This window comes from Bradyrhizobium sp. MI1.7, assembly GCF_055811795.1.
This window is the reverse complement of sequence record NZ_JBVVPO010000002.1, coordinates 330,800-347,995: the sequence shown is the minus strand read 5'-3', so window position 1 is coordinate 347,995 and position 17,196 is coordinate 330,800. Positions and strand designations below refer to the sequence as shown.

The 17,196-nt window shown below is 64.0% G+C and carries 17 protein-coding genes, 2 tRNA genes and 1 pseudogene; 1 reads left to right on the top strand and 19 read right to left on the bottom strand.

The features are described 5' to 3' along the window. The 14 genes from AC0L3X_RS04480 to AC0L3X_RS04415 all read right to left on the bottom strand — a co-directional run. On the bottom strand, positions 1-602 hold a 602-nt coding region (locus tag AC0L3X_RS04480; RefSeq protein WP_473316274.1), incomplete at its 3' end, for a bifunctional DNA primase/polymerase. Further along, positions 583-843 (bottom strand): hypothetical protein, encoded by a 261-nt coding sequence (locus tag AC0L3X_RS04475; protein WP_144030746.1) that lies wholly within the window; start codon positions 841-843, stop codon positions 583-585. The genes AC0L3X_RS04480 and AC0L3X_RS04475, both read right to left, overlap by 20 nt. Before the next feature lie 66 nt (positions 844-909). Further along, positions 910-1,122 carry a helix-turn-helix transcriptional regulator gene (locus tag AC0L3X_RS04470; protein ID WP_473316273.1) on the bottom strand — a complete coding sequence of 71 codons (213 nt, stop codon included), beginning with the start codon at positions 1,120-1,122 and terminating at the stop codon, positions 910-912. 382 nt (positions 1,123-1,504) lie between these two features. Continuing rightward, positions 1,505-1,579: transfer RNA gene (locus tag AC0L3X_RS04465), tRNA-Asn, on the bottom strand. Positions 1,580-1,711: 132 nt separating this feature from the next. Beyond that, complete coding sequence (locus AC0L3X_RS04460) at positions 1,712-2,080, bottom strand: hypothetical protein (RefSeq protein WP_063983400.1); 369 nt, start codon at positions 2,078-2,080, stop codon at positions 1,712-1,714. Between the two features lie 210 nt (positions 2,081-2,290). Next, the gene (locus AC0L3X_RS04455; RefSeq protein ID WP_283016444.1) at positions 2,291-3,985 is read right to left on the bottom strand and encodes a flotillin family protein; all 1,695 of its coding nucleotides are present in this window, start codon (positions 3,983-3,985) and stop codon (positions 2,291-2,293) included. Between the two features lie 23 nt (positions 3,986-4,008). Continuing rightward, the gene (locus AC0L3X_RS04450) at positions 4,009-4,668 is read right to left on the bottom strand and encodes an OB-fold-containig protein (RefSeq protein WP_354131357.1); all 660 of its coding nucleotides are present in this window, start codon (positions 4,666-4,668) and stop codon (positions 4,009-4,011) included. Positions 4,669-4,678: 10 nt separating this feature from the next. Then, a complete protein-coding gene (locus AC0L3X_RS04445) occupies positions 4,679-5,842 on the bottom strand; it encodes a PspA/IM30 family protein (protein WP_283016443.1) in 1,164 nt (387 codons plus the stop codon). Positions 5,843-6,229: 387 nt separating this feature from the next. Then, positions 6,230-6,613 carry a RidA family protein gene (locus tag AC0L3X_RS04440; RefSeq protein ID WP_283016442.1) on the bottom strand — a complete coding sequence of 128 codons (384 nt, stop codon included), beginning with the start codon at positions 6,611-6,613 and terminating at the stop codon, positions 6,230-6,232. 14 nt (positions 6,614-6,627) lie between these two features. Further along, positions 6,628-8,958 (bottom strand): acetamidase/formamidase family protein, encoded by a 2,331-nt coding sequence (locus AC0L3X_RS04435; RefSeq protein WP_354079861.1) that lies wholly within the window; start codon positions 8,956-8,958, stop codon positions 6,628-6,630. Between the two features lie 256 nt (positions 8,959-9,214). Next, entirely contained in the window at positions 9,215-10,456 is a 1,242-nt protein-coding gene (locus tag AC0L3X_RS04430; RefSeq protein WP_283016440.1) for an acetamidase/formamidase family protein, read from the bottom strand. Between the two features lie 43 nt (positions 10,457-10,499). Further along, positions 10,500-12,122: an amino acid ABC transporter permease/ATP-binding protein gene (locus AC0L3X_RS04425; RefSeq protein WP_283016439.1), complete on the bottom strand. Its 1,623-nt coding sequence runs from the start codon at positions 12,120-12,122 to the stop codon at positions 10,500-10,502. Further along, positions 12,122-13,039 carry an ABC transporter substrate-binding protein gene (locus AC0L3X_RS04420; RefSeq protein WP_071914115.1) on the bottom strand — a complete coding sequence of 306 codons (918 nt, stop codon included), beginning with the start codon at positions 13,037-13,039 and terminating at the stop codon, positions 12,122-12,124. The genes AC0L3X_RS04425 and AC0L3X_RS04420 overlap by 1 nt, the downstream gene beginning before the upstream one ends. Positions 13,040-13,479: 440 nt before the next feature. After that, on the bottom strand, positions 13,480-13,743 hold the full coding sequence (locus AC0L3X_RS04415) for a hypothetical protein (protein WP_283016438.1): 264 nt from the start codon (positions 13,741-13,743) through the stop codon (positions 13,480-13,482). Between the two features lie 257 nt (positions 13,744-14,000). Between AC0L3X_RS04415 and AC0L3X_RS04410 the strand changes: the two genes are divergently transcribed. Further along, entirely contained in the window at positions 14,001-14,195 is a 195-nt protein-coding gene (locus AC0L3X_RS04410; RefSeq protein ID WP_014495402.1) for a hypothetical protein, read from the top strand. 81 nt (positions 14,196-14,276) lie between these two features. On the opposite strand, the gene AC0L3X_RS04405 is transcribed toward AC0L3X_RS04410, so the two are convergent. The 5 genes and pseudogenes from AC0L3X_RS04405 to AC0L3X_RS04385 all read right to left on the bottom strand — a co-directional run bounded on the left by AC0L3X_RS04405 (position 14,277) and on the right by AC0L3X_RS04385 (position 17,165). After that, complete coding sequence (locus AC0L3X_RS04405; protein ID WP_167767891.1) at positions 14,277-14,423, bottom strand: hypothetical protein; 147 nt, start codon at positions 14,421-14,423, stop codon at positions 14,277-14,279. A gap of 189 nt (positions 14,424-14,612) precedes the next feature. Then, a tRNA-Cys gene (locus AC0L3X_RS04400) sits at positions 14,613-14,686 on the bottom strand. Positions 14,687-14,742: 56 nt separating this feature from the next. Then, positions 14,743-15,348: pseudogene (locus tag AC0L3X_RS04395) on the bottom strand (ABC transporter ATP-binding protein); the annotation flags it as partial. 163 nt (positions 15,349-15,511) lie between these two features. Beyond that, on the bottom strand, positions 15,512-16,228 hold the full coding sequence (locus AC0L3X_RS04390; protein ID WP_335622588.1) for an ABC transporter permease: 717 nt from the start codon (positions 16,226-16,228) through the stop codon (positions 15,512-15,514). A 196-nt stretch (positions 16,229-16,424) separates the two neighbouring features. Beyond that, a complete protein-coding gene (locus tag AC0L3X_RS04385; protein WP_283016435.1) occupies positions 16,425-17,165 on the bottom strand; it encodes a tRNA-uridine aminocarboxypropyltransferase in 741 nt (246 codons plus the stop codon). Positions 17,166-17,196 lie beyond the last annotated feature (31 nt).

Here is a 17,196-nt window from a genome sequence, read left to right as displayed (position 1 = left end):
CGCTCGCCAAGGCCAGCGAGAATAGTTTCGGCCTCGGAAAGAAACGCGGCGATCTCACTGTTGGTTATGGCGGGCAAATCGACTGGCCTCACATCGAGCGGTGAGCCATTATCCCAACGATACGGCTTGCCGGTTTCGACGTGATCGCCGAATGCGACAAACTGCTGCCCGTCGCGCAGAACCTCGACCTGATGCTTAGCGCCGTCGATCTTGAATTCTGGCGTGGCACTCTTGTCGCCCGGCTCAGTGGCTCGAAATAGGAATAGGCATTTTGGCGCTTTACCGGTACGGCGTGGTGCTTGTGCAGCGGCGTGCACAACCTCGGTCAGCCGAGTGAACAGCCTCTCGCTGACTGCCTCGATTGGCGCGTCGATATCAATAGCGACGAGATCGTTGCCGCACAGAATGCCAGTGCGGACGTGGTCAGGATATTGGCGAAGATACCCATCTACCTGGCCCGTGGTAATACGCTTCTTCGCCCAGCCAGGAATACGCGGACCCTTATCCTTCACAGGGATGTGGGGATAGCCGTTCTCGCAGAGTGTGCGCCGAAGGTCGGCGATATCGTTTTTGTCGGTGTTGTTAGCTGCGAGTGCGGTCATTGGTGCGATGGCCCGTCAATGAGAGTTGAGAAATGGTTGCTGCTGCGATGTCTGCGACGATGGCTTGAGAGAATGAGCAGGTACGTCCGCGCTCGGAGTTCTGGCCGAATGCGCGATACGTGCCGTCATCAGCCCGCGAGACGCGGATTCCGAATAGTTTGGCGCCGTCGATTAATTCGACATCGACGTACGCAATCGTCGACGAGCCAGGCGGTGCCGGGCGGATATCAATTATTCTCAAGTGGAAAATCCCCCTATTGGGGTTGCGGCTGTGCCGCTGCGTACCTCGGCTTGCGCCGATCGAGCGTCAGGCGGCTTGGGTGCCGCTCTTTGAATTGTCGTTGGCGCCACGCGCAACGATGCGGTCAGCGATCCACTGATTCACTTCCTGACGGACGAAGGCGACGCGGCGGTCCCCGAGCGGGACGGCCGCAGGAAAGCGGCCCTCCGCGCGGTAGCGGTTGAGCATCGTGCGGCTCAACGAAGTGAGCGCACATGCGTGCTTCATCGAGACGAGCATGGGCTCGTCGACGGACGGATTTAGAGTGTGCATGGTGTGTGGAGTTTTCGGTTAGCGTTGCCGCTGAGCGGCTGCATTACCTCGGCTGAGAGCCGATGACGGGCTAGGTGCCCGTCAGGCAGTCACGTGAGCGCCCACGAATCGCACAACGTCGCCATAATGAGCATTATACACCTTTCGGGCAATATGGCCATAGAGAAACCGCATATGGAGTAAATTTATTTCCTACCCACCAGATCTTGCGCGAGGGCCGCGCGTGCAGGCTAGCTTGCAGGTGAGCCGGCCCCGGGCGGCGCCTGATCAAAGCGGGGAGAGAAAGCGGGGAAAGCCTTTTTTAAATTTGAAAAAGCGCTTTGAAATCAAAGGCTTAATGCACAGTAAATGGCTCCCCGGGCTGGATTCGAACCAGCGACCATCCGATTAACAGTCGGATGCTCTACCGCTGAGCTACCGAGGAAAGGGCGAACCAGTCGTTCGCGCGCGGCTGCGTATAACAAAGCCGCTTGCGCTTGCAAAGGACGAATTCGCGATCTTGCACAATGCGCCGAGGAAGGGCCGCCGCCCCTCCCCTGGCTCAAGTCAGGTCAAACTATTCGGCGACGAAGGACGTGGTCTTGGTTCCGGAATCGTACCGCAGCCGAAGCGCGGTGATCTTGCAGAGGTTGACGTTCTTCCAGAGCACGGACTCGTCATAGTTCTGCCAGTCGACGCGGATGTTCCAGACACATCCCTCGTCGTCCTCCTCGAACTCGACATAGGTGCTCGCCTGGTTCTGCAAAACCTTGTCGAGTTCGTTCTCCCATTCGTCCAGGCCGTCGTCCGGTGCGTTGAAGCCCAGGAATTTGATGGCATAGCCGGTCTCGTTGACGACGGTGACGTTGCGGGCGTCGGCCGCGAACGACGGCGCAGCGGCGATCGCAAGACCGATCGCGATCAGTCCGGACAGAAAATACTTCATGTGAAATTCCCCCGATCGAAAGAGGCTCCGGTGCCTGACGTCGATCCGCGCAGGCACCGCGGCAACAAATGGCGTTGCCTCGAAGAATTCACCCGGAGCGCGATCGAGTGGTTCAACACGCGATCGATCGACGCTCCGGAGCGTGCGCGACGCGAGACGCGCACGGGCAGTTCATATCGATTCGAATTCTCCGCAGCAATGAACCGGCGTTCATAGATCGGCGGTGTTTGTTTTCTCCGGCACGGGCGCCGGCACTGCGGCGCCGTTGCTCTTTCCCGTCACGGCGCCGACCAGCGCTTTCACGGGATCCTCGCCCGGCGCAAACCCGCTCTGGCGCAGGATCTCGTCGATCATCGGACGCAGCGCGTGCACCTTGAGGAGCTCGCCCGCAAGCCCTTCGCCGAAGCCGACATTGCCGCCGCCGGTGCCATTGCCGCCGAACGCGCCGCCGGTGTGCAGGATGCGGACGTCCTTGAGATTTCCGATCGGCTTCACCATCTCGGCTAGCGCCGAGGGCATGGTCTCGATCCGCTTCTTGGCGAGCTCGAAGTCGATGACGTTGGCACCGAGCTTGTTCTGCGCCTCGTTCTTGAGCGTGATGATTGCGGCCTCGGCCTCGCCGATGTTCCTGACACCGACAGCCTTAATTTTGTTGGACTCGGCTTCCGCCGTGGCCAGCGTCTTGACGGCCTCGGCGCGATCGAGCGAAGCCCTCTTCTCGGCTTCGGCGGCGACGATCAACTCGGTCGACTTGCGCTCGGCCTCGGTGCGCGCGGCGAGCACCTGGGTGAGACGGGCACGGTCGGCGACCTCGACCGCGCGGGCGGTCACGACCTTTTCCTCCGCGGAGACGGCGAGCGCCTCGGCGGTCTTGGCGTCGGCGACGGCTTCCGAGGTCTGCTTGCTCTTGGCCGCGATCTGGATCTCGTTCTCCTGCGTGGCGATCTGGATTTCGCGCTGGGCGTCGGTCTTGCGCTTGTTGATCGCCAGATCCGACTCGATGACCGCGGTTTCCTTGACCTGCTTGGCGCCGGCCTCCTTCTCGGCAACGGCGCGGTCGGTATCAATGCGGGCGTTCTCCTCGGTCAGGCGCGCCGTCTGGGTCGCAGTCGCGACTTCAGCGCGGGTGCTCGCGGTCTTGTTCGCGATGTCGCGCTCCTGGGAGAGCTCGGCCTCCTTCTTGGTGCGCTCGATGGTCAGGGTCTGCTGCCGCGCCTCGAGATCCTTTTGCGCAATCGCCACCTCGTTGTCGCGCACGATCGAGTTGCGGTCGCGCCGGCGCGTCTCGGTAACGGTCTTCAGCTGGGTCAGACCTTCGGCGTCGAAGAAGTTCTCCGGGTTGAAGAATTTGACGTCGGTCTGGTCGAGCTTGGTCAGCGACACCGATTCAAGCTCGAGACCGTTGGATTTCACGTCCGATTCCACTGTCGCCTGCACATGCTTGACGAAGTCGCTGCGCTTCTCCTGCAACTCCAGGATGGACATGGTGGCCGCCACTGAACGCAGGCCGTCGACGAATTTTGCCTCGACCTGGTTACGCAGGGCTTCGGCGTCATTCGTCAGCGCGCCCAGCGTCTGGCTCGCGAGCGCAATGCTCTCATCGTCAGGACGAACGCGCACGTAGAACTCGGCGACGATGTCGACGCGCAGGCGGTCCTTGGTGATCAGGGACTCCCGCTCCTTGCGTTCGACGGTGAGCCGCAGCGTCTTCAAATTGACGCTGGCATAGGAGTGAAAGATCGGCAGGATCATGGCGCCGCCGTCGAGCACGACCTTCTTGCCGCCGAGGCCGGTGCGCACGAAGGCCTCGTCGCGGGTGGCGCGCTTATAGAGGATGGTGAAGACGATCCCGAGGACGACGATCAGCGCGACGCCGATCACGGCCGGGACTGCGATGTCGAACATGACTTTCTCCAATAAATGGCTTGTCAGCTGCTTAGAGTGGGCTTGGAAGGTTTCAGTTCATCGTCGGCCTTCACCGCCACGAAGCGGGTGCCGGCGCGATCGACCAGCAGGACCATAGTTCCCTGCGGCAGGGGCGATGATGACGGTGCGGCGACCGCCCAGACGAAATGGCGGTTGCCGTGGATGTCGGCGACGCTGACGCGGCCGGGCGGCCCCTGATCGAGCGGGCCGATCACGACCTCGCCGACGCGGCCGACGAGATCGCCGAGGCCGACGGCATAGCTTTCATCCTTGGGAATGACCCGCGCGATGCCCCTGCTTGCGGCGCGGACCAGCGGAATCGAGACGGCGACCGCTCCGACCGAGGCGAGCGTTGCCGGCAAGGGACCGGCCACCATCCGCGCAATGTCCTGGATCAGGAAGCCGGTGATGGAGAACGCGCCGAGCAGCAGCAGCAGGAAGATTAGGAGCGGCACGCCGCCGACATTGATCCAGGAGATGGCGTTGATCACGCCATTGTCGCTGGGGTTACCGAAATCGATGTTGGTGCCGAGCATCTCGCTCAGCGAGGCCCCGACCAGCATCGAGACCACCTCGATCGAGCCGACGATGAGGATCATGGCCGCCGCGATCGCGAACGGCCTGACCTCCGGCGACATCACGTGTTCGAGCAGAGCGCTCATGACACATTACTCAGGAGCGCGACTTCAATCGCGCCAGCCTCGCTGCAATTTCCTTGTCGCGATGCAACGTACTGAGCTCGTCGATGTCGCTTGAGTACGGGATGGAGGCCGGAACGCCGGTGGCGCGCGCCACCGCCCTGCCCGCGCGCAGCGCCTTTGCCGCCGCCGAGGCGCCGCCCGGTTTCCGAGGCGACGTCGAGGCCTGATGGCTTGCCTGAGCCTCGCTCTTTTCGAGATCGGCGCGGCGTTGCTCGGCATCCTGGAGCGCTGACAGCACGGCGCGCAGCGACGTCACGCACTGCTCGATCTTCTCGTTGTTCTCATCAATGGCGCGGGAGAGCACCTCGAACTGCGCCTCGAGGTCCATCTGCCGCGCGATGCCGGCGCGTGCGAGATCGTCCCGGCTATCAGCAATCGCACCTTCGATCTTGGGCGCAAGATCGGTCATCTCGCGTTCGATCTCGGTGCGGCGCGCGTTGAGACGGTATTCCTCGGCGCGCGCGGCCGCGAGCGCATCGCGCGCTTCGCTCTCCGCGCGCTCGATCTCGCGGATGGCTTGGCCAACCACGTTTAGCTTGTTCTTCCCCTCCGCCTGCTCGATCGCGTCATAGGCGATCCCGGCGATCAGGCGCCCGACCCGGGACAGGAAGTTGTCGGGGGCGGCAGCGATGGTATCCATAGCGTTCTCCTCCTCTGGCAGATTGTTCGGCGTGACGCCGTAGTGAACTTCGAAGCCGTCGTCGGTGCGGATGAGGTGCGCGGGCGCGCTCTGCCCCCAACCCTCGGCATAGCCGGCATAGTCGAAGGGCACGCTGAAGCGCCCCTGCACGGTTGCAATCGAAATGGTGGCGGGGCCCTTGATCTTGGCGAGCTTGTCGTCCAGCGGCAGGCGGCGGCCCTGCGCGGCACGATAATCGGCGCGGTCGCGCAGGCCCAGCGTCACCAGCCGCGACGGCAGTGCGGTTTCTTTCCGGATCGGCTCATAGGCATGGGCATGGAGCAGGACGACATTGGAGCCGACGTTATGGCTCCGCGCCACCTCGTCCAGGATCTCCATCATGCGGTCATAGGCCCTGAACGTCGCCTCCATGGCGGCCTTGGCGGCCGGGTCAGGAGCAAGCCTGTAACGCAGCGCGGATGGCGCGTTTCGGGACGACGGGCTCATGGAAAGCACTAAAGCACCATTTTGGTGCTTTAGGAAGAGGAGGTGCGATCACGTTCCACTGATCCTTGGGCACTCTATGGATTGGTCGCTGGCTGCCATTGGTGCGTTCAAGGCTGCGGATCACTCCTAGATCACCGCCGATCAAGACTTCTTGCACGCGCGGGTTGCAATTTAAGACGAAGTGGAGGGAGCGTTTGGCAACTGCCACTCTCGTGTCCCGGACGCGCTGCAACGTGAAACGTTGCGGCGCAGAGCCGGGACCCAGAAAGCCGCACCTTAGCTGTGACATGGGCCCCGGCTCTGCAGCGCATCACTTCGTGCTGCGCAGCGTCCGGGGCACGAGAGTGAAGGCGGTCCCGGATATGGCTTCGCTCGTCCGGGCTGCGAAAGCCGAGCTCACGGCCGCCGGCACACCAGGTCGATCTCGATCAGCGCATCATAGGCGAGCCCGGTGACGCCGACACACGTGCGAGCCGGCAAACGATCCGGTGCGAAGAAGCTGCGATAGGTCTCGTTCATTGAGGCGTAGTCTTCCTTGAAACGCGTCAGATAGATCCGCGTCATCACGACGTGCTCGAGGCCGAGATCGAGGCCGGCGAGCACCACGTTCAAATTCTCCATCACGGCCCGCGTCTGCGCCTCTATGCCGTCGGGCAGCACACCCGGCGCCTGCGGTGTGTCCGGCATCTGGCCGGTGACGAAGACAAACCCGTCGGTCTCGACGGCGTGGCTGAAGGGCGCGACCGGCTTCGGTCCGCCGCTGATCATGTGGAATTTCACTTGGGATGTCCTTGTTAAGTCGCGTCCTGAAACAGGCGCTTGCTGAGGATGGCGTGCACGCCCCAATTGCCGTCGACGACCTGAGTGACGCCAAAATCGACGGCGGCCGACATCAGCGCGATCGCCTCGTCCTCACTGAGGCCCTTCACGTTCATCAGGAAGCGCCGCATTTTCCGGAACGCATCCTTCATGGCGAGGTCGAGCGAGGATTTTGTGTAGACTTCGCTTTGGCCCTGCGCGCCGAACTCGGCGAGATAGTTGGGATGGCTGAAGCCGGTCAGCACCCAGTCGGTCTCGGTCTCGATCAGGGGATAAGAGAGATCGGCAAAGGGCCGGCCTGCAAGATCGGCCTTCTTGTGCAGGATCACCTCGAATGTCCCTGTCATCGAGCATTCGATCGCCGTGCCGCTGAGTTCGCCGTCGCCTTGCGTGGCGTGGGAATCGCCGACCGACAGCAGCGCGCCGGGCACCGAAACCGGAAGATAGACGGTAGACCCCTTCCCCAGCCGCCAATTGTCGAGGTTGCCGCCGAAATAGGACGGCGGCACGGAGTCGACGAAATCGACCTCGCGCGGCGCCACCGCGATCACGCCGAAATGTGGCCTCAGGGGAATGCGAATGCCATCGAGTACGGCATGCCGGCGCTTCACCGTGGCCGGCGCGACGGGGACGCCGGGATAGTCGTAGGTGGCGTGCACGACGCCGAAGGGGTCGGTCTGCGGCTCCCAGCGATAGGAATAAAGCGCCCGGGCGTGCGGCTCCTCTGGATCGTCGAAGATCTCGTAGATGGTGACGACCTCGCGCGGCATGGGACCGCCGAGAAACTCGTTGTAGTGATAGCCCCACCAGGCCGCGACCGAGGAGCCGAACACGCGGCCGGCATGGTTCGGATTGCGGCTCGCGCGCGGCACGATGTCGAGGATGCGCACCTCCAGCACGTCGCCGGGCTGGGCATCCTTCACCGCGACCGGCCCCGTGCAGATGTGCACGCCAAATCCTTCGCCGGCGCCGCGGCCGAACACACTCGCGTCCATCGGACCAGCGCCGCGACGATCGACGTTCTTCTTGTCCCGTGTCCAGCCGAACACGCTTTCAGCACCGGCATCGCCCGCGATCATCATCTCGGGCGCGTCGGAGGCGTGCTGCGTCAGCGTCTCGATGGTGATGGTGTCGCCGGAGGCGATCTCGATTTGCGGCGATAGCGAGCGGCTGAAATAACCCCAATGGACGCGGCTGGCCTCGACCGGGAGATGGTGATGCCTGCGTTCCGTGGTCGTCCGCTCCTCGGTGCCGGCACACGCAACGGTGCTGCGTGCTTCGACGCTCGAATGCACGCGGAGCTGCGCCAGCGCCTCCTGCGGCCAGCCGCGCTGGCCGGCAATGCCGTGCTGCAAGGTCGCCCGCTCCGCCTCCTGCTGGCGAAACTCGCGGGGCGGCAGGCCGAAGCGATGACGGAAGGCGCGGCTGAAATGTGCGGAATCGCTAAAGCCGTAGGCGTAGGCGATCTCCGAGATCGAACGAATCGCCTCGGTCGGATTGGACAGATCGGCCCAGGCACGCTGGAGGCGGCGCTCCCGGACGTAATGGGTGAAATTGTCGCCGACCGTCTCGAACAGTTTTTGCAGGTAGCGCTCGGAAATCCCCTCGGCCTGCGCGACGCGCGCCGGCGCCAGTTCGGGATCGTCGAGCCGCCGCTCGATGGTCTGGCAGATCCGATGCAGGAGCGCTGCCTGCGTCGCACTCGATCCGGCATCGGACGTCGAGGCCGCCAGTTGATGCGCGAGCGTCAGGAGCAGATCAACGAGCGACTGCGCGACCGAATTCCATTCGGCATCGCTCAGCGTGTCGAGCGTGCGCGCGGTCGCATCCAGCAGACGCGAGAACACATCGGCAAAGCCGCTTGGTGGAACCACGCGGGGCTCGCCGAGCCGCGGCCTGCCCGAGAGGCGTCCGTGCAGCGCTTCCGAGGTCACCGACAGCACGATGGCCCGCATGTCACGCTGGAACACGATGCTCCAGTCCCCGCTCCGCGGCAGCAGCACGAGATGGCCGACCGGAACGATGCGGTGGCCGCCGGCGCTCTTCAGCACCATGCCGTCCTCGACCGGGATCAGCGCGATCGGAATATCTTCGTTGGATTGCGAGAGCGGACCGATGGTCTGCGCGGCCGCGGCGATCCGCGTCAGCGCGACACCCGCGGCATTGCGATGCGATGCGGTTGCGTGTCCGTCAAAGAAGGAATGACCGGTCGCCGGTTGCAGGCCGACCGCCGCCAGCACGTCCCGCCAGGCTTCGGGGCGGTCGTCTTGCGCGTAGGACTCGCTCGTGAACGGCCGGAAGCTCATCGGATCAACCCAGGTTGCAGTTGATCGAAGCAACCTCTGTGCCAGACGAACGCGGTCATCCGTCGCAGCAACGGGCCGCAAATGACGTTCTTTGGTCACACGTTCATCCGGGAAATGGACTTTCCTTCAGAGTGTTAGAGCCCAATTGCCGCATCAAGCACGCTGCGTAGCCCGGATGGAGCGAAGCGCAATCCGGGACAGCGTCGATGGCGGCCCGATTCCCGGATTACGCTTCGCTCCATCCGGGCTACCCCCATCAATCGCACCGAAAGATGTTCTTGCGGATCGTGCCGTGGACGCCCCAATTGGCGTCGACGACCTGAGTGACGCCGAAATCGGCGCCGACCGACAGCAGCGAGATCGCCTCGTCCTCGCTGAGACCGTGCACGGTCATCAGGAACCGCCGGAGTTTTCTGAACGCATCGCGCATCGCACGGTCGAGGCTCGAGTGATTGGCAATCTCGGTTTGTGCGTCGGCGCCGAGCGCGGCGAGATAGTTCGGATAGGTGAAGCCGTAGAACGACCAAGCGTGATCGGTCTCCAGCATCGGATGGTCGAGGCCCTCCAGATTGGTGCCGGCCAGATCAGCCTTCTTGTGCAGGATGAACTCGAAATCGCCGGTGAGCGAGGTCTCGATTGCGGTGCCGCCGAGCTCGCTGTCGCCTTGCGCGGCGTGGGGATCGCCGACCGAGAAATAGGCGCCGGGGACTGCGACTGGATAGAACATCCGCGCGCCCTTGCCGATGCGCCAGTCGTCGATGTTGCCGCCGGTGTAGCTCGGCGGGATCGAGCTGACGAAATCGGCTTCCGACGGCGCGAGGCCCATGGTGCCGAAATGCAATCGCGCGGGCACCTTCACGCTCGCCAGGATGTTCTCGCGTTTTTTGATGGTGGCGTGATCGACGCGGACGCCGGGATAGTCGATGGTCGGATGCACGATGCCGTCGGGGTCGGTCTGCGGCGTCCAGACGTAGTTGTAGACCGCTTTCGCATGGGGCTCGCCCGAGGTGTCGAGTTCGAAGATGGTGACGACCTCCCGCGGCTTCGGCTCCTCGATCAAATCGTGATAGTGAAAGCCCCAATTGGCGGCGACGTTGGAGCCGAAGCAGCGGCCGGCGTGGCAGGCGCTGCAGCTCGGCCGCGGCCTGATATCGAGGATGCGCACTTCCAGGATATCGCCGGGCTCGGCACCTTCAATCGCGACGGGACCAGTGAGGAGATGCACGCCGATCCCCTCGCCTGCGCCGCGGATGAACGGACCTTCGGTCGGGCCCGAGCCGCGGCGCGCCACCGCCTTGTGCTCGCGCGTCCACTGGAACACGCTCTCGGCACCGGGATCGCCCTGGATCATGCGCTCGTAATCGTCATTGGCATGATGGGTCAGCGTCTCGATGGTGGCGCGGTCTCCCGAGCGCAGCGTCAGGGCCGGCGTGACCTTCTTGGAGAAATAGCCCCAGTGGACGGTCTTCGGCGAAACCGGCAGCGTGAAATGCTTCATGAGATGGCCTCTTCGGGAGTCTTGAATCTTACGAAGGCAGCGCTCATCGCACTGCCTCCGGAGTCTTGTCGGCTTCCATCACGCTGAGGAAACGCGCCGTCAGCGGATTGCGGGGATTGGTGAGCACCTCGTGCGCCGGCCCCTCCTCGATGATCGCGCCGCCGCTCAGGAAAGCGACGCGATCGGCGACTTCATCGGCAAAGCGGATCTGGTGCGTCGAGATGATCATGGTGAGGCCGTCGTCGATGGCGAGCCGCCGGATCACTTCAAGCACCTCGTTGACGAGCTCGGGATCGAGCGCCGAGGTCGGCTCGTCCAAAAGCAGCACGCTTGGATTGGGTGCCAGCGCGCGGGCGATGGCGACACGCTGCTGCTGACCGCCGGAGAGATGTCGCGGCAGCGCGTCGGCGCGATGCGAGAGACCGACACGGTCGAGCAGCTCGGTGGCGCGACGGTCGGCGTCGATGCGGGTCATACCGTGGACCCAGCGCAAAGGCCCGGCGATGTTTTCGCGTGCCGACAGATGGGCGAACAAATTGAACTGCTGGAACACCATGCCGACACCGACGGTTGCCCGCTCGTTGGCGATGGCCCGGGGTGACAGCAACTTGCCGTCGTCGTCAAAGCCGAGACGGCGGCCGCCGACGCGCACGGTGCCTCCGTCCCAGCTTTCGAGATGGTTGATGCAGCGGAGCAGCGTGCTCTTGCCCGAGCCGCTGGGGCCGAGCAGCGCGACCACTTCGCCGACGCGAACGGTCAGATCGAGGCCGCCGAGCACCTTTTGCGTGCCGTAGCTCTTGGTGAGGTCCTTGGTCTCGACCGCGATGTTGTTGCGCGCGATCGTCGCGGAACGCCGCGTGCGCTCCTCTCTGGTCAGAGCGAGCGGCGGCGTGTCGGTCAGCTCTGCCTGCACGGGTTCGGGATCGGCGACGGTCGCCTCCGCAAGCTCCAGCTTGGTGCCGAGATCGACGCGACGCCACGGCAGGTAATCGGCGAGTTTGCGCTTCCGTCCCTTGGCGCGGTCGAGATCGAGCAGCCATTCGACGAACAATTGGATGACGCTGATGGCAAAGGTCAGCACGAGGTACAAGAGGCCAGAGGCGAAGAAGATCGAGAAGAAGTCGAAGGTCGAGGACGCCAATTGGGTCGAGCGCAAGGTCAGCTCCTGGACCGCGACGACGGACGCCAGCGAGGAATTCTTCAGCGCACTGACGGCCTCGTTGCCGAAGGCCGGGATCATGGTGCGGATCGCCTGCGGCGCGATCACCCGCCACATCAGGATCCGCGGCGTCATGCCGAGCGCCTGGCCGGCCGTCACCTGCCCGCGGTCGACGCCGAGCACGCCGGCGCGCAGCATCTCCGCGATGAACGGCGCCTCGTTGCAGGCGAGCGCGAGGCCGGCCGCCAGCACCGCCGGCAGCTTGATGCCGATATGCGGCAACGCATCGTAGGCGAACACCATCTGCAGAATCAGCGGCGTGCCGCGGAAGATCACGGTGTAGGCCCTGGCGATCGCCGCCAGGAGCCAGAAGCGCGAGAGCTGCATGCCGGCGAGGATCAATCCGAGGATCAATCCGCCGCCGAGCCCGAGGGCGGTCACCTCGAGGGTGAGTTCGATGCCCTCGAGCAGATACGGCATGCTCAGGTAATGGAGAAACAGCGACATCAGTCAGCCGTCAGAATGTCCGGTTCCTTGAAGTTGTTCACATCGAGCCCGTGCTTCTTCAGAAGCTCCATATGCGTGCCGGCCTTCTGCACCTCGATCAGTGCGGCCAGCACGGCGTCGCGGAATTTCGGCTTGTCCTTCGGGACGGCGATGCCGACCGAATACGGGATCGTCACCGCGACCGCCTTCTCCAGCTTGTCCGGATAGGCCTTCACCGCACTGTCGACGGTATTGACGTCGTTGATGTAGGTGTCGGCGCGGCCGGCCAGGATCGCCTGGATGCAGTTGGCGTTGTTGTCGTAGAGCTGGATTGTCGGCTCGGCCTTGCCGGCCTTCTTGCATTCCGGGATCAGGGCCTGGATCAGGGGCACCTCGACATAGCCGGTGTTTTCGGCGGCCGCCGTGCCGCACATCGACATGTTGATGCCGTTGATGCCCTTCGGATTGCCCTTGGCGACCAGCACGCCGTCGAACACTTTCGAGTAGGTGATGAAGTCGGCGGCCTTGGCGCGCTCCTTGGTGGCATAGATGTCGGAGATGACGATGTCCGCCTGGCCGGCAGCGAGTGTTGTGAGGAGTGCTGCGAACGTCACCGGCTTGTAGGTCAGCTTGAAGCCGAGGCATTCGCCGATGGCTTCGCCAAGATCAATGTCGAAGCCGATATATTTGCTGGGATCCTTCGGGTCGATCGTTTCATAGCCCGGCGTGTGCGGGTTGATGGCGTTGACGAGGGTCTTGCCCTTCCAGTCCGGATATTTCTCCTGGAGTGCGGCGCAGGCGGCGGGTGCGGCGGCCTGCGCGCTCAGCGGTGCCGCGGCGACGAAGCCGAAAGCGATGGTTGCGCCGAGCGCGACCTTGCGCCATGGCAATGATGCGCGTGCGATCCCCCGTGCATGGGGCAATACCCGTGTCTCCATCTCCAGCTCCTTCGAATTGTCATGGCACTGGCCATGTTCCAGATCTCGGGAACGAGCCTAGGTGGAGTGCGGACGGGAAAGCTTGTCCGCGGGCGTACAAAAAATTGGATGAATGGGGCCCGAGAATTGGGCAGCCCGCTGCACAAAAACTGCTCGTGTGTCAGGTGTCCTGCGGCACGCAATTCCGAATTCGGGAAAACCAAATGATCTCGCACGACGCAATAATCTGCACGGTCGGAGAATCAATCAGTCAGGATATTTGACAGAGATATGACGTTCGCTGACGGAAATGAGGCGCGGGGCAGACGCATCTGTGGACGACATCCACAGCATCTCACCGCTTTCCACAGCCTGTCCGCAGCATATCCACAGGCCGACTATGCCGGATTCGCGAGGCCGCACGAGCCACTTGCTGCGCACAAACCCACAGGGCGGCTATGTCAGCCGCCGGCCTGGTCGAAGACGGTGCGGCAAGCCTCGCTCAAGCTTGACCGGTTACGGCGCAGACACGCCGTGACGGCGCGGACGTTGGGGATCTCGCCGGCGCAGAGCCGGTAGACGTCGGGGGTGCAGGCCCGGCGCTGCTCCGCCGTTCCCTGCTGCGCCTGAGCGACGGTGGCGAACAGCACCAGGAACAGCCCGACCGTCGAGGCGCGGCGCGCCCGGCTCTTCGCACCTGCAAACCGTAAGAACCTTGCCTTCATGACCAAGTCTCCCGTCCGCCTTGCCCCGCCCTTCGCTGGCCGGTGTCGTGGCGAGGGGTAGGAGAAATAAATCGCGGGGGATGTGATCTCTTTCACACTGAGGCCGGACGGGAGGAACGTACGGTTCCGCGGGGATTTTAAGGAATCGCTAACCAATCGGAGCCCGATCGCCGGGTCGCTAAAATGCGAACGATCGGCTCAATCGGGTGACAAACCGGCTTTGCGACATTGCGCCATCCGCGTTCTGCGAGGGTGCGATGAGCGAAGCCGAATTCAACTTGCTGCTGGATGCCGTCCGGGACGCCATGGTCTATCAAGATTTCGCGCCCGAGCCGGAGGAGGAATTCGTGCCCCGCTCGTGGTCGTACGTCGCAACGCCCAAAGCCGCCAATGACAATGAGGGCGCCTGGCCCCTTCTGCCGTTTCCGGACGGCTGGTACGCGGCCGGTTGAGGCCACTTTCAACGTCAACCGATGCGCCCGCTCCCGCGGGCGTTTTGCTATCGGCCATACGCCGGAACGGCGCGGCGCCGATCAGGTCTTGACCCGCTCCTCGCCGTCCTGCGGCACCCGGTCGGGTGCGGCCGGCGGAAAGATGCTGTCATAGATCGCACGGGCCTCGCGAATGAGGCGAGCCCGCTCCAGCTCGGATTTCGGGACAAATCGGACGACGTCGCTCACGTGCTCTCCAGCTCCAGGGGTTCGTGACGCATCACTTCGCAGATGCGAAGTCTATGCCATCGGGCCTGAATCGCTGGTGTCCGCCAAGCCCCGGGCAAACCCGGTGTGCACGGCCTAGCAGGCCTCAATCGCGTGCTCCGCGGAACGCGCGGTGAGCAAAATTTATGATGAAATATCAGGAGGTTGTTATGGAGGCCACGACCAGAATTGAACTGGTGTACACGGTTTTGCAGACCGTTGCGTAACCACTCCGCCACGTGGCCCCGTAAGGGCGGAGCAATATAGGGGATCAATGGCTTAGGCAACCCCGACCGGGCGTTTACGCCTTGCACCCGCCCGGGCCGGCGAGATATTTCGCAAGAATCGCATCGGTCGGGCCGGCCGCGGTGATCCGCCCTTCCTCGAGCAGGATCGCGCGGTTACAGGTGCTCTGGATCAGCTCGATGTCGTGGGAGGCCAGCACCAGGATGCCGGCACGGGCCACGATCTCGTCGAGCCGCTGCCGCGCCTTCCGGCGGAATTGCTGGTCGCCGACGCCGATCCATTCGTCGAGCAGCACGATCTCGCCTTCCACGGCGGTTGCGACCGCGAAGATCAGCCGCAGCATCATGCCGCTGGAATAGGTCCGCAGCGGCAGGTCGAGCCGGTCACCGAGCTCGGTGAACTCGGCGATCTCCGCCCGCCGCGCATCGATCTCGGAGCGCCGTGCGCCGATCACGAGACCGCGGCGCACGATGTTCTCGTAACCTGTCGCTTCCTCGTCGAAGCCGGCCGACAGGTCGAACAGCGACAGGCAGCGGCCGAGCACGTCCACGCTGCCCGCGGTCGGATGATAGATGCCGGCGAGAACCCGCAGCAGCGTGGTCTTGCCTGCGCCGTTGGCGCCGATGATGGCGACGCGGTCACCGGCGCGGATGTCGAGACTGACGTCGTTGAGCGCGGAGACGATGTGCGGCACCGCCGACGTCCGGCGCAGCGTCACCGCGCTGACGAAGCGGCTGCGCAGCGAACGGTCGCGGAACGACAGGACCGGAAATTTGACCGAAACGTTGCGAAGCACGATGTGGGCAGCAAGGCTCATGCGCGCCTCACAGCCAATACGCCACGCGGTGGCGGTATTTCGCGTAGCAGCCGAAGGCGATGACGGCTACGACGATCGCATAGATCGCCCCGAGCAGCCATTGCTCCGGATCGGTCGGCTGCGACAGCAACGGCCTGCGCACGAGGTCGAGCAGCGTCGCGAACGGATTGGCGCGGATCAGCCAGTAGAACGCGGTGCCGCGCAGGGCGTCCTCGGTCCAGATGATCGGCGTCAGGAAGAAGATGAATTGCAGGCCGCTGACGATCGCCGTGCCGATATCGCGAAAGCGCGCGCAGAGCATGCCGAGCGCGACCGAACCGCCGAGCAGAACGATGAGCAGGATCGCAAAGCCGGGCACCGCGAGCAGCATGCTCCCATGCAGCGGCCAGGGCATCACGATGTAGAGCAGCACGACGATCACCAGATGATGCGCGAAGATGAGCACGTTGCGCGCGATCATCTGGAGCACATGCACGATCAGCGGCGCCGGCACGGCCTTGATCAGGTGGCCCGACGCCACGAAGATGCTGGAGCCTTCCTGGAGCGTCGTCGCGATCAAGGTCCAGACGATCAAGCCGACGGCGAAGGGCGGCAGGAACCCCGCGATGTCCTGCTTGAACAGTGCGGCGTAGACCGTGCCGACACTTGCGATCGTCGCGGCGAGCGTCAGCGTGATCCAGAGCGGGCCGATCACGGTGCGCCGGTAGCGCAGCGAAATGTCCATCAGCGCGAGCGTGCCCCATCGATCGGGCCGCGCCGCCTGTGCAAGGATTTCCTTCGCCGCGGCCTGAATTCGACTGCCCCTTCCGCTTCCGGCTTTCCGATTCTGCGAAGATAACAGTTCGCGGCCCATCGGCCGATCGTCTCTACCCGCCCGTCTCGCGCGGGGCAATCAACCGTACGGAGGATTTAAGCGCGAGTCAGCTGCGCTTGCTGCGCCGGACACCGCGCCGGCGGTCCTTGACCGGCGGTTTTGGCGCCAATTCCGGCATTTCGGCCTGAACCTCGCGGTAGCGCGTCAACATCCGTTCAAAACTGGCATTGAGCGTCTCGGCGATATCGGGGCGCTTCTCAAGACTGGCCAGGATGGTCGCGGCCGCCTCGATGGTCGACAGCCCGTCTTTCCGCGGCTCCTTGCGCAGGCGTCCGTATCGGGAGGGATGCGCCGGGTTGAGGATCACGCGCTGGCATTTGAGCATCCAGGGATTGCGCCACCACAGCGCCTTGGCCTGGCTCCAGGTGCCGTCGAGCAGCACCACGCCTTCGAGCTTGCCGAGGATCGAGCGCTGGTTCTCCGCGACTTCGCCCTTGCGGTTGAGCGCCAGGATCTCGCCCTCGGCCTCCAGATCGGCCGCGCGCGCCGAGCCAAGATAGAGCACGGCCCAGTGCGAGGCGTTCTCGACCGGCCGCGCCAGCGCCTTGGACAGGCTCGACCAGGACAGGCCGACCCGCACCGTGGCATCGGCAAAGTGCTTCGCAAGCAGCCGGGCGGTGCCGAGCGCCCTGTCCTGCTCCTGCGGATGCTGGAGGATCAGGAGCGAGAGCCGGTTCTTGATGGGCGTGACACTGTCGCAGATGCACAGCGGCATCGGCTTCTGGCAGTGCGGGCATTCGGGGATCGGATCGGGCAAAGCGGCGGCGGCGACTGGGGGATTGGACATGACCGCCGCTATACGCTCGAAGCGGCGCTTC

Excerpts from the sequence above, each read along its gene's own strand:
- AC0L3X_RS04470 (WP_473316273.1), bottom strand. The coding sequence starts at position 1,122 with ATGCTCGTCTCGATGAAGCACGCATGTGCGCTCACTTCGTTGAGCCGC.
- AC0L3X_RS04460 (WP_063983400.1), bottom strand. The coding sequence starts at position 2,080 with ATGAAGTATTTTCTGTCCGGACTGATCGCGATCGGTCTTGCGATCGCC.
- AC0L3X_RS04455 (WP_283016444.1), bottom strand. The coding sequence starts at position 3,985 with ATGTTCGACATCGCAGTCCCGGCCGTGATCGGCGTCGCGCTGATCGTC.
- AC0L3X_RS04450 (WP_354131357.1), bottom strand. The coding sequence starts at position 4,668 with ATGAGCGCTCTGCTCGAACACGTGATGTCGCCGGAGGTCAGGCCGTTC.
- AC0L3X_RS04435 (WP_354079861.1), bottom strand. The coding sequence starts at position 8,958 with ATGAGCTTCCGGCCGTTCACGAGCGAGTCCTACGCGCAAGACGACCGC.
- AC0L3X_RS04430 (WP_283016440.1), bottom strand. The coding sequence starts at position 10,456 with ATGAAGCATTTCACGCTGCCGGTTTCGCCGAAGACCGTCCACTGGGGC.
- AC0L3X_RS04425 (WP_283016439.1), bottom strand. The coding sequence starts at position 12,122 with ATGTCGCTGTTTCTCCATTACCTGAGCATGCCGTATCTGCTCGAGGGC.
- AC0L3X_RS04420 (WP_071914115.1), bottom strand. The coding sequence starts at position 13,039 with ATGGAGACACGGGTATTGCCCCATGCACGGGGGATCGCACGCGCATCA.
- AC0L3X_RS04415 (WP_283016438.1), bottom strand. The coding sequence starts at position 13,743 with ATGAAGGCAAGGTTCTTACGGTTTGCAGGTGCGAAGAGCCGGGCGCGC.
- AC0L3X_RS04410 (WP_014495402.1), top strand. The coding sequence starts at position 14,001 with ATGAGCGAAGCCGAATTCAACTTGCTGCTGGATGCCGTCCGGGACGCC.
- AC0L3X_RS04390 (WP_335622588.1), bottom strand. The coding sequence starts at position 16,228 with ATGGACATTTCGCTGCGCTACCGGCGCACCGTGATCGGCCCGCTCTGG.
- AC0L3X_RS04385 (WP_283016435.1), bottom strand. The coding sequence starts at position 17,165 with ATGTCCAATCCCCCAGTCGCCGCCGCCGCTTTGCCCGATCCGATCCCC.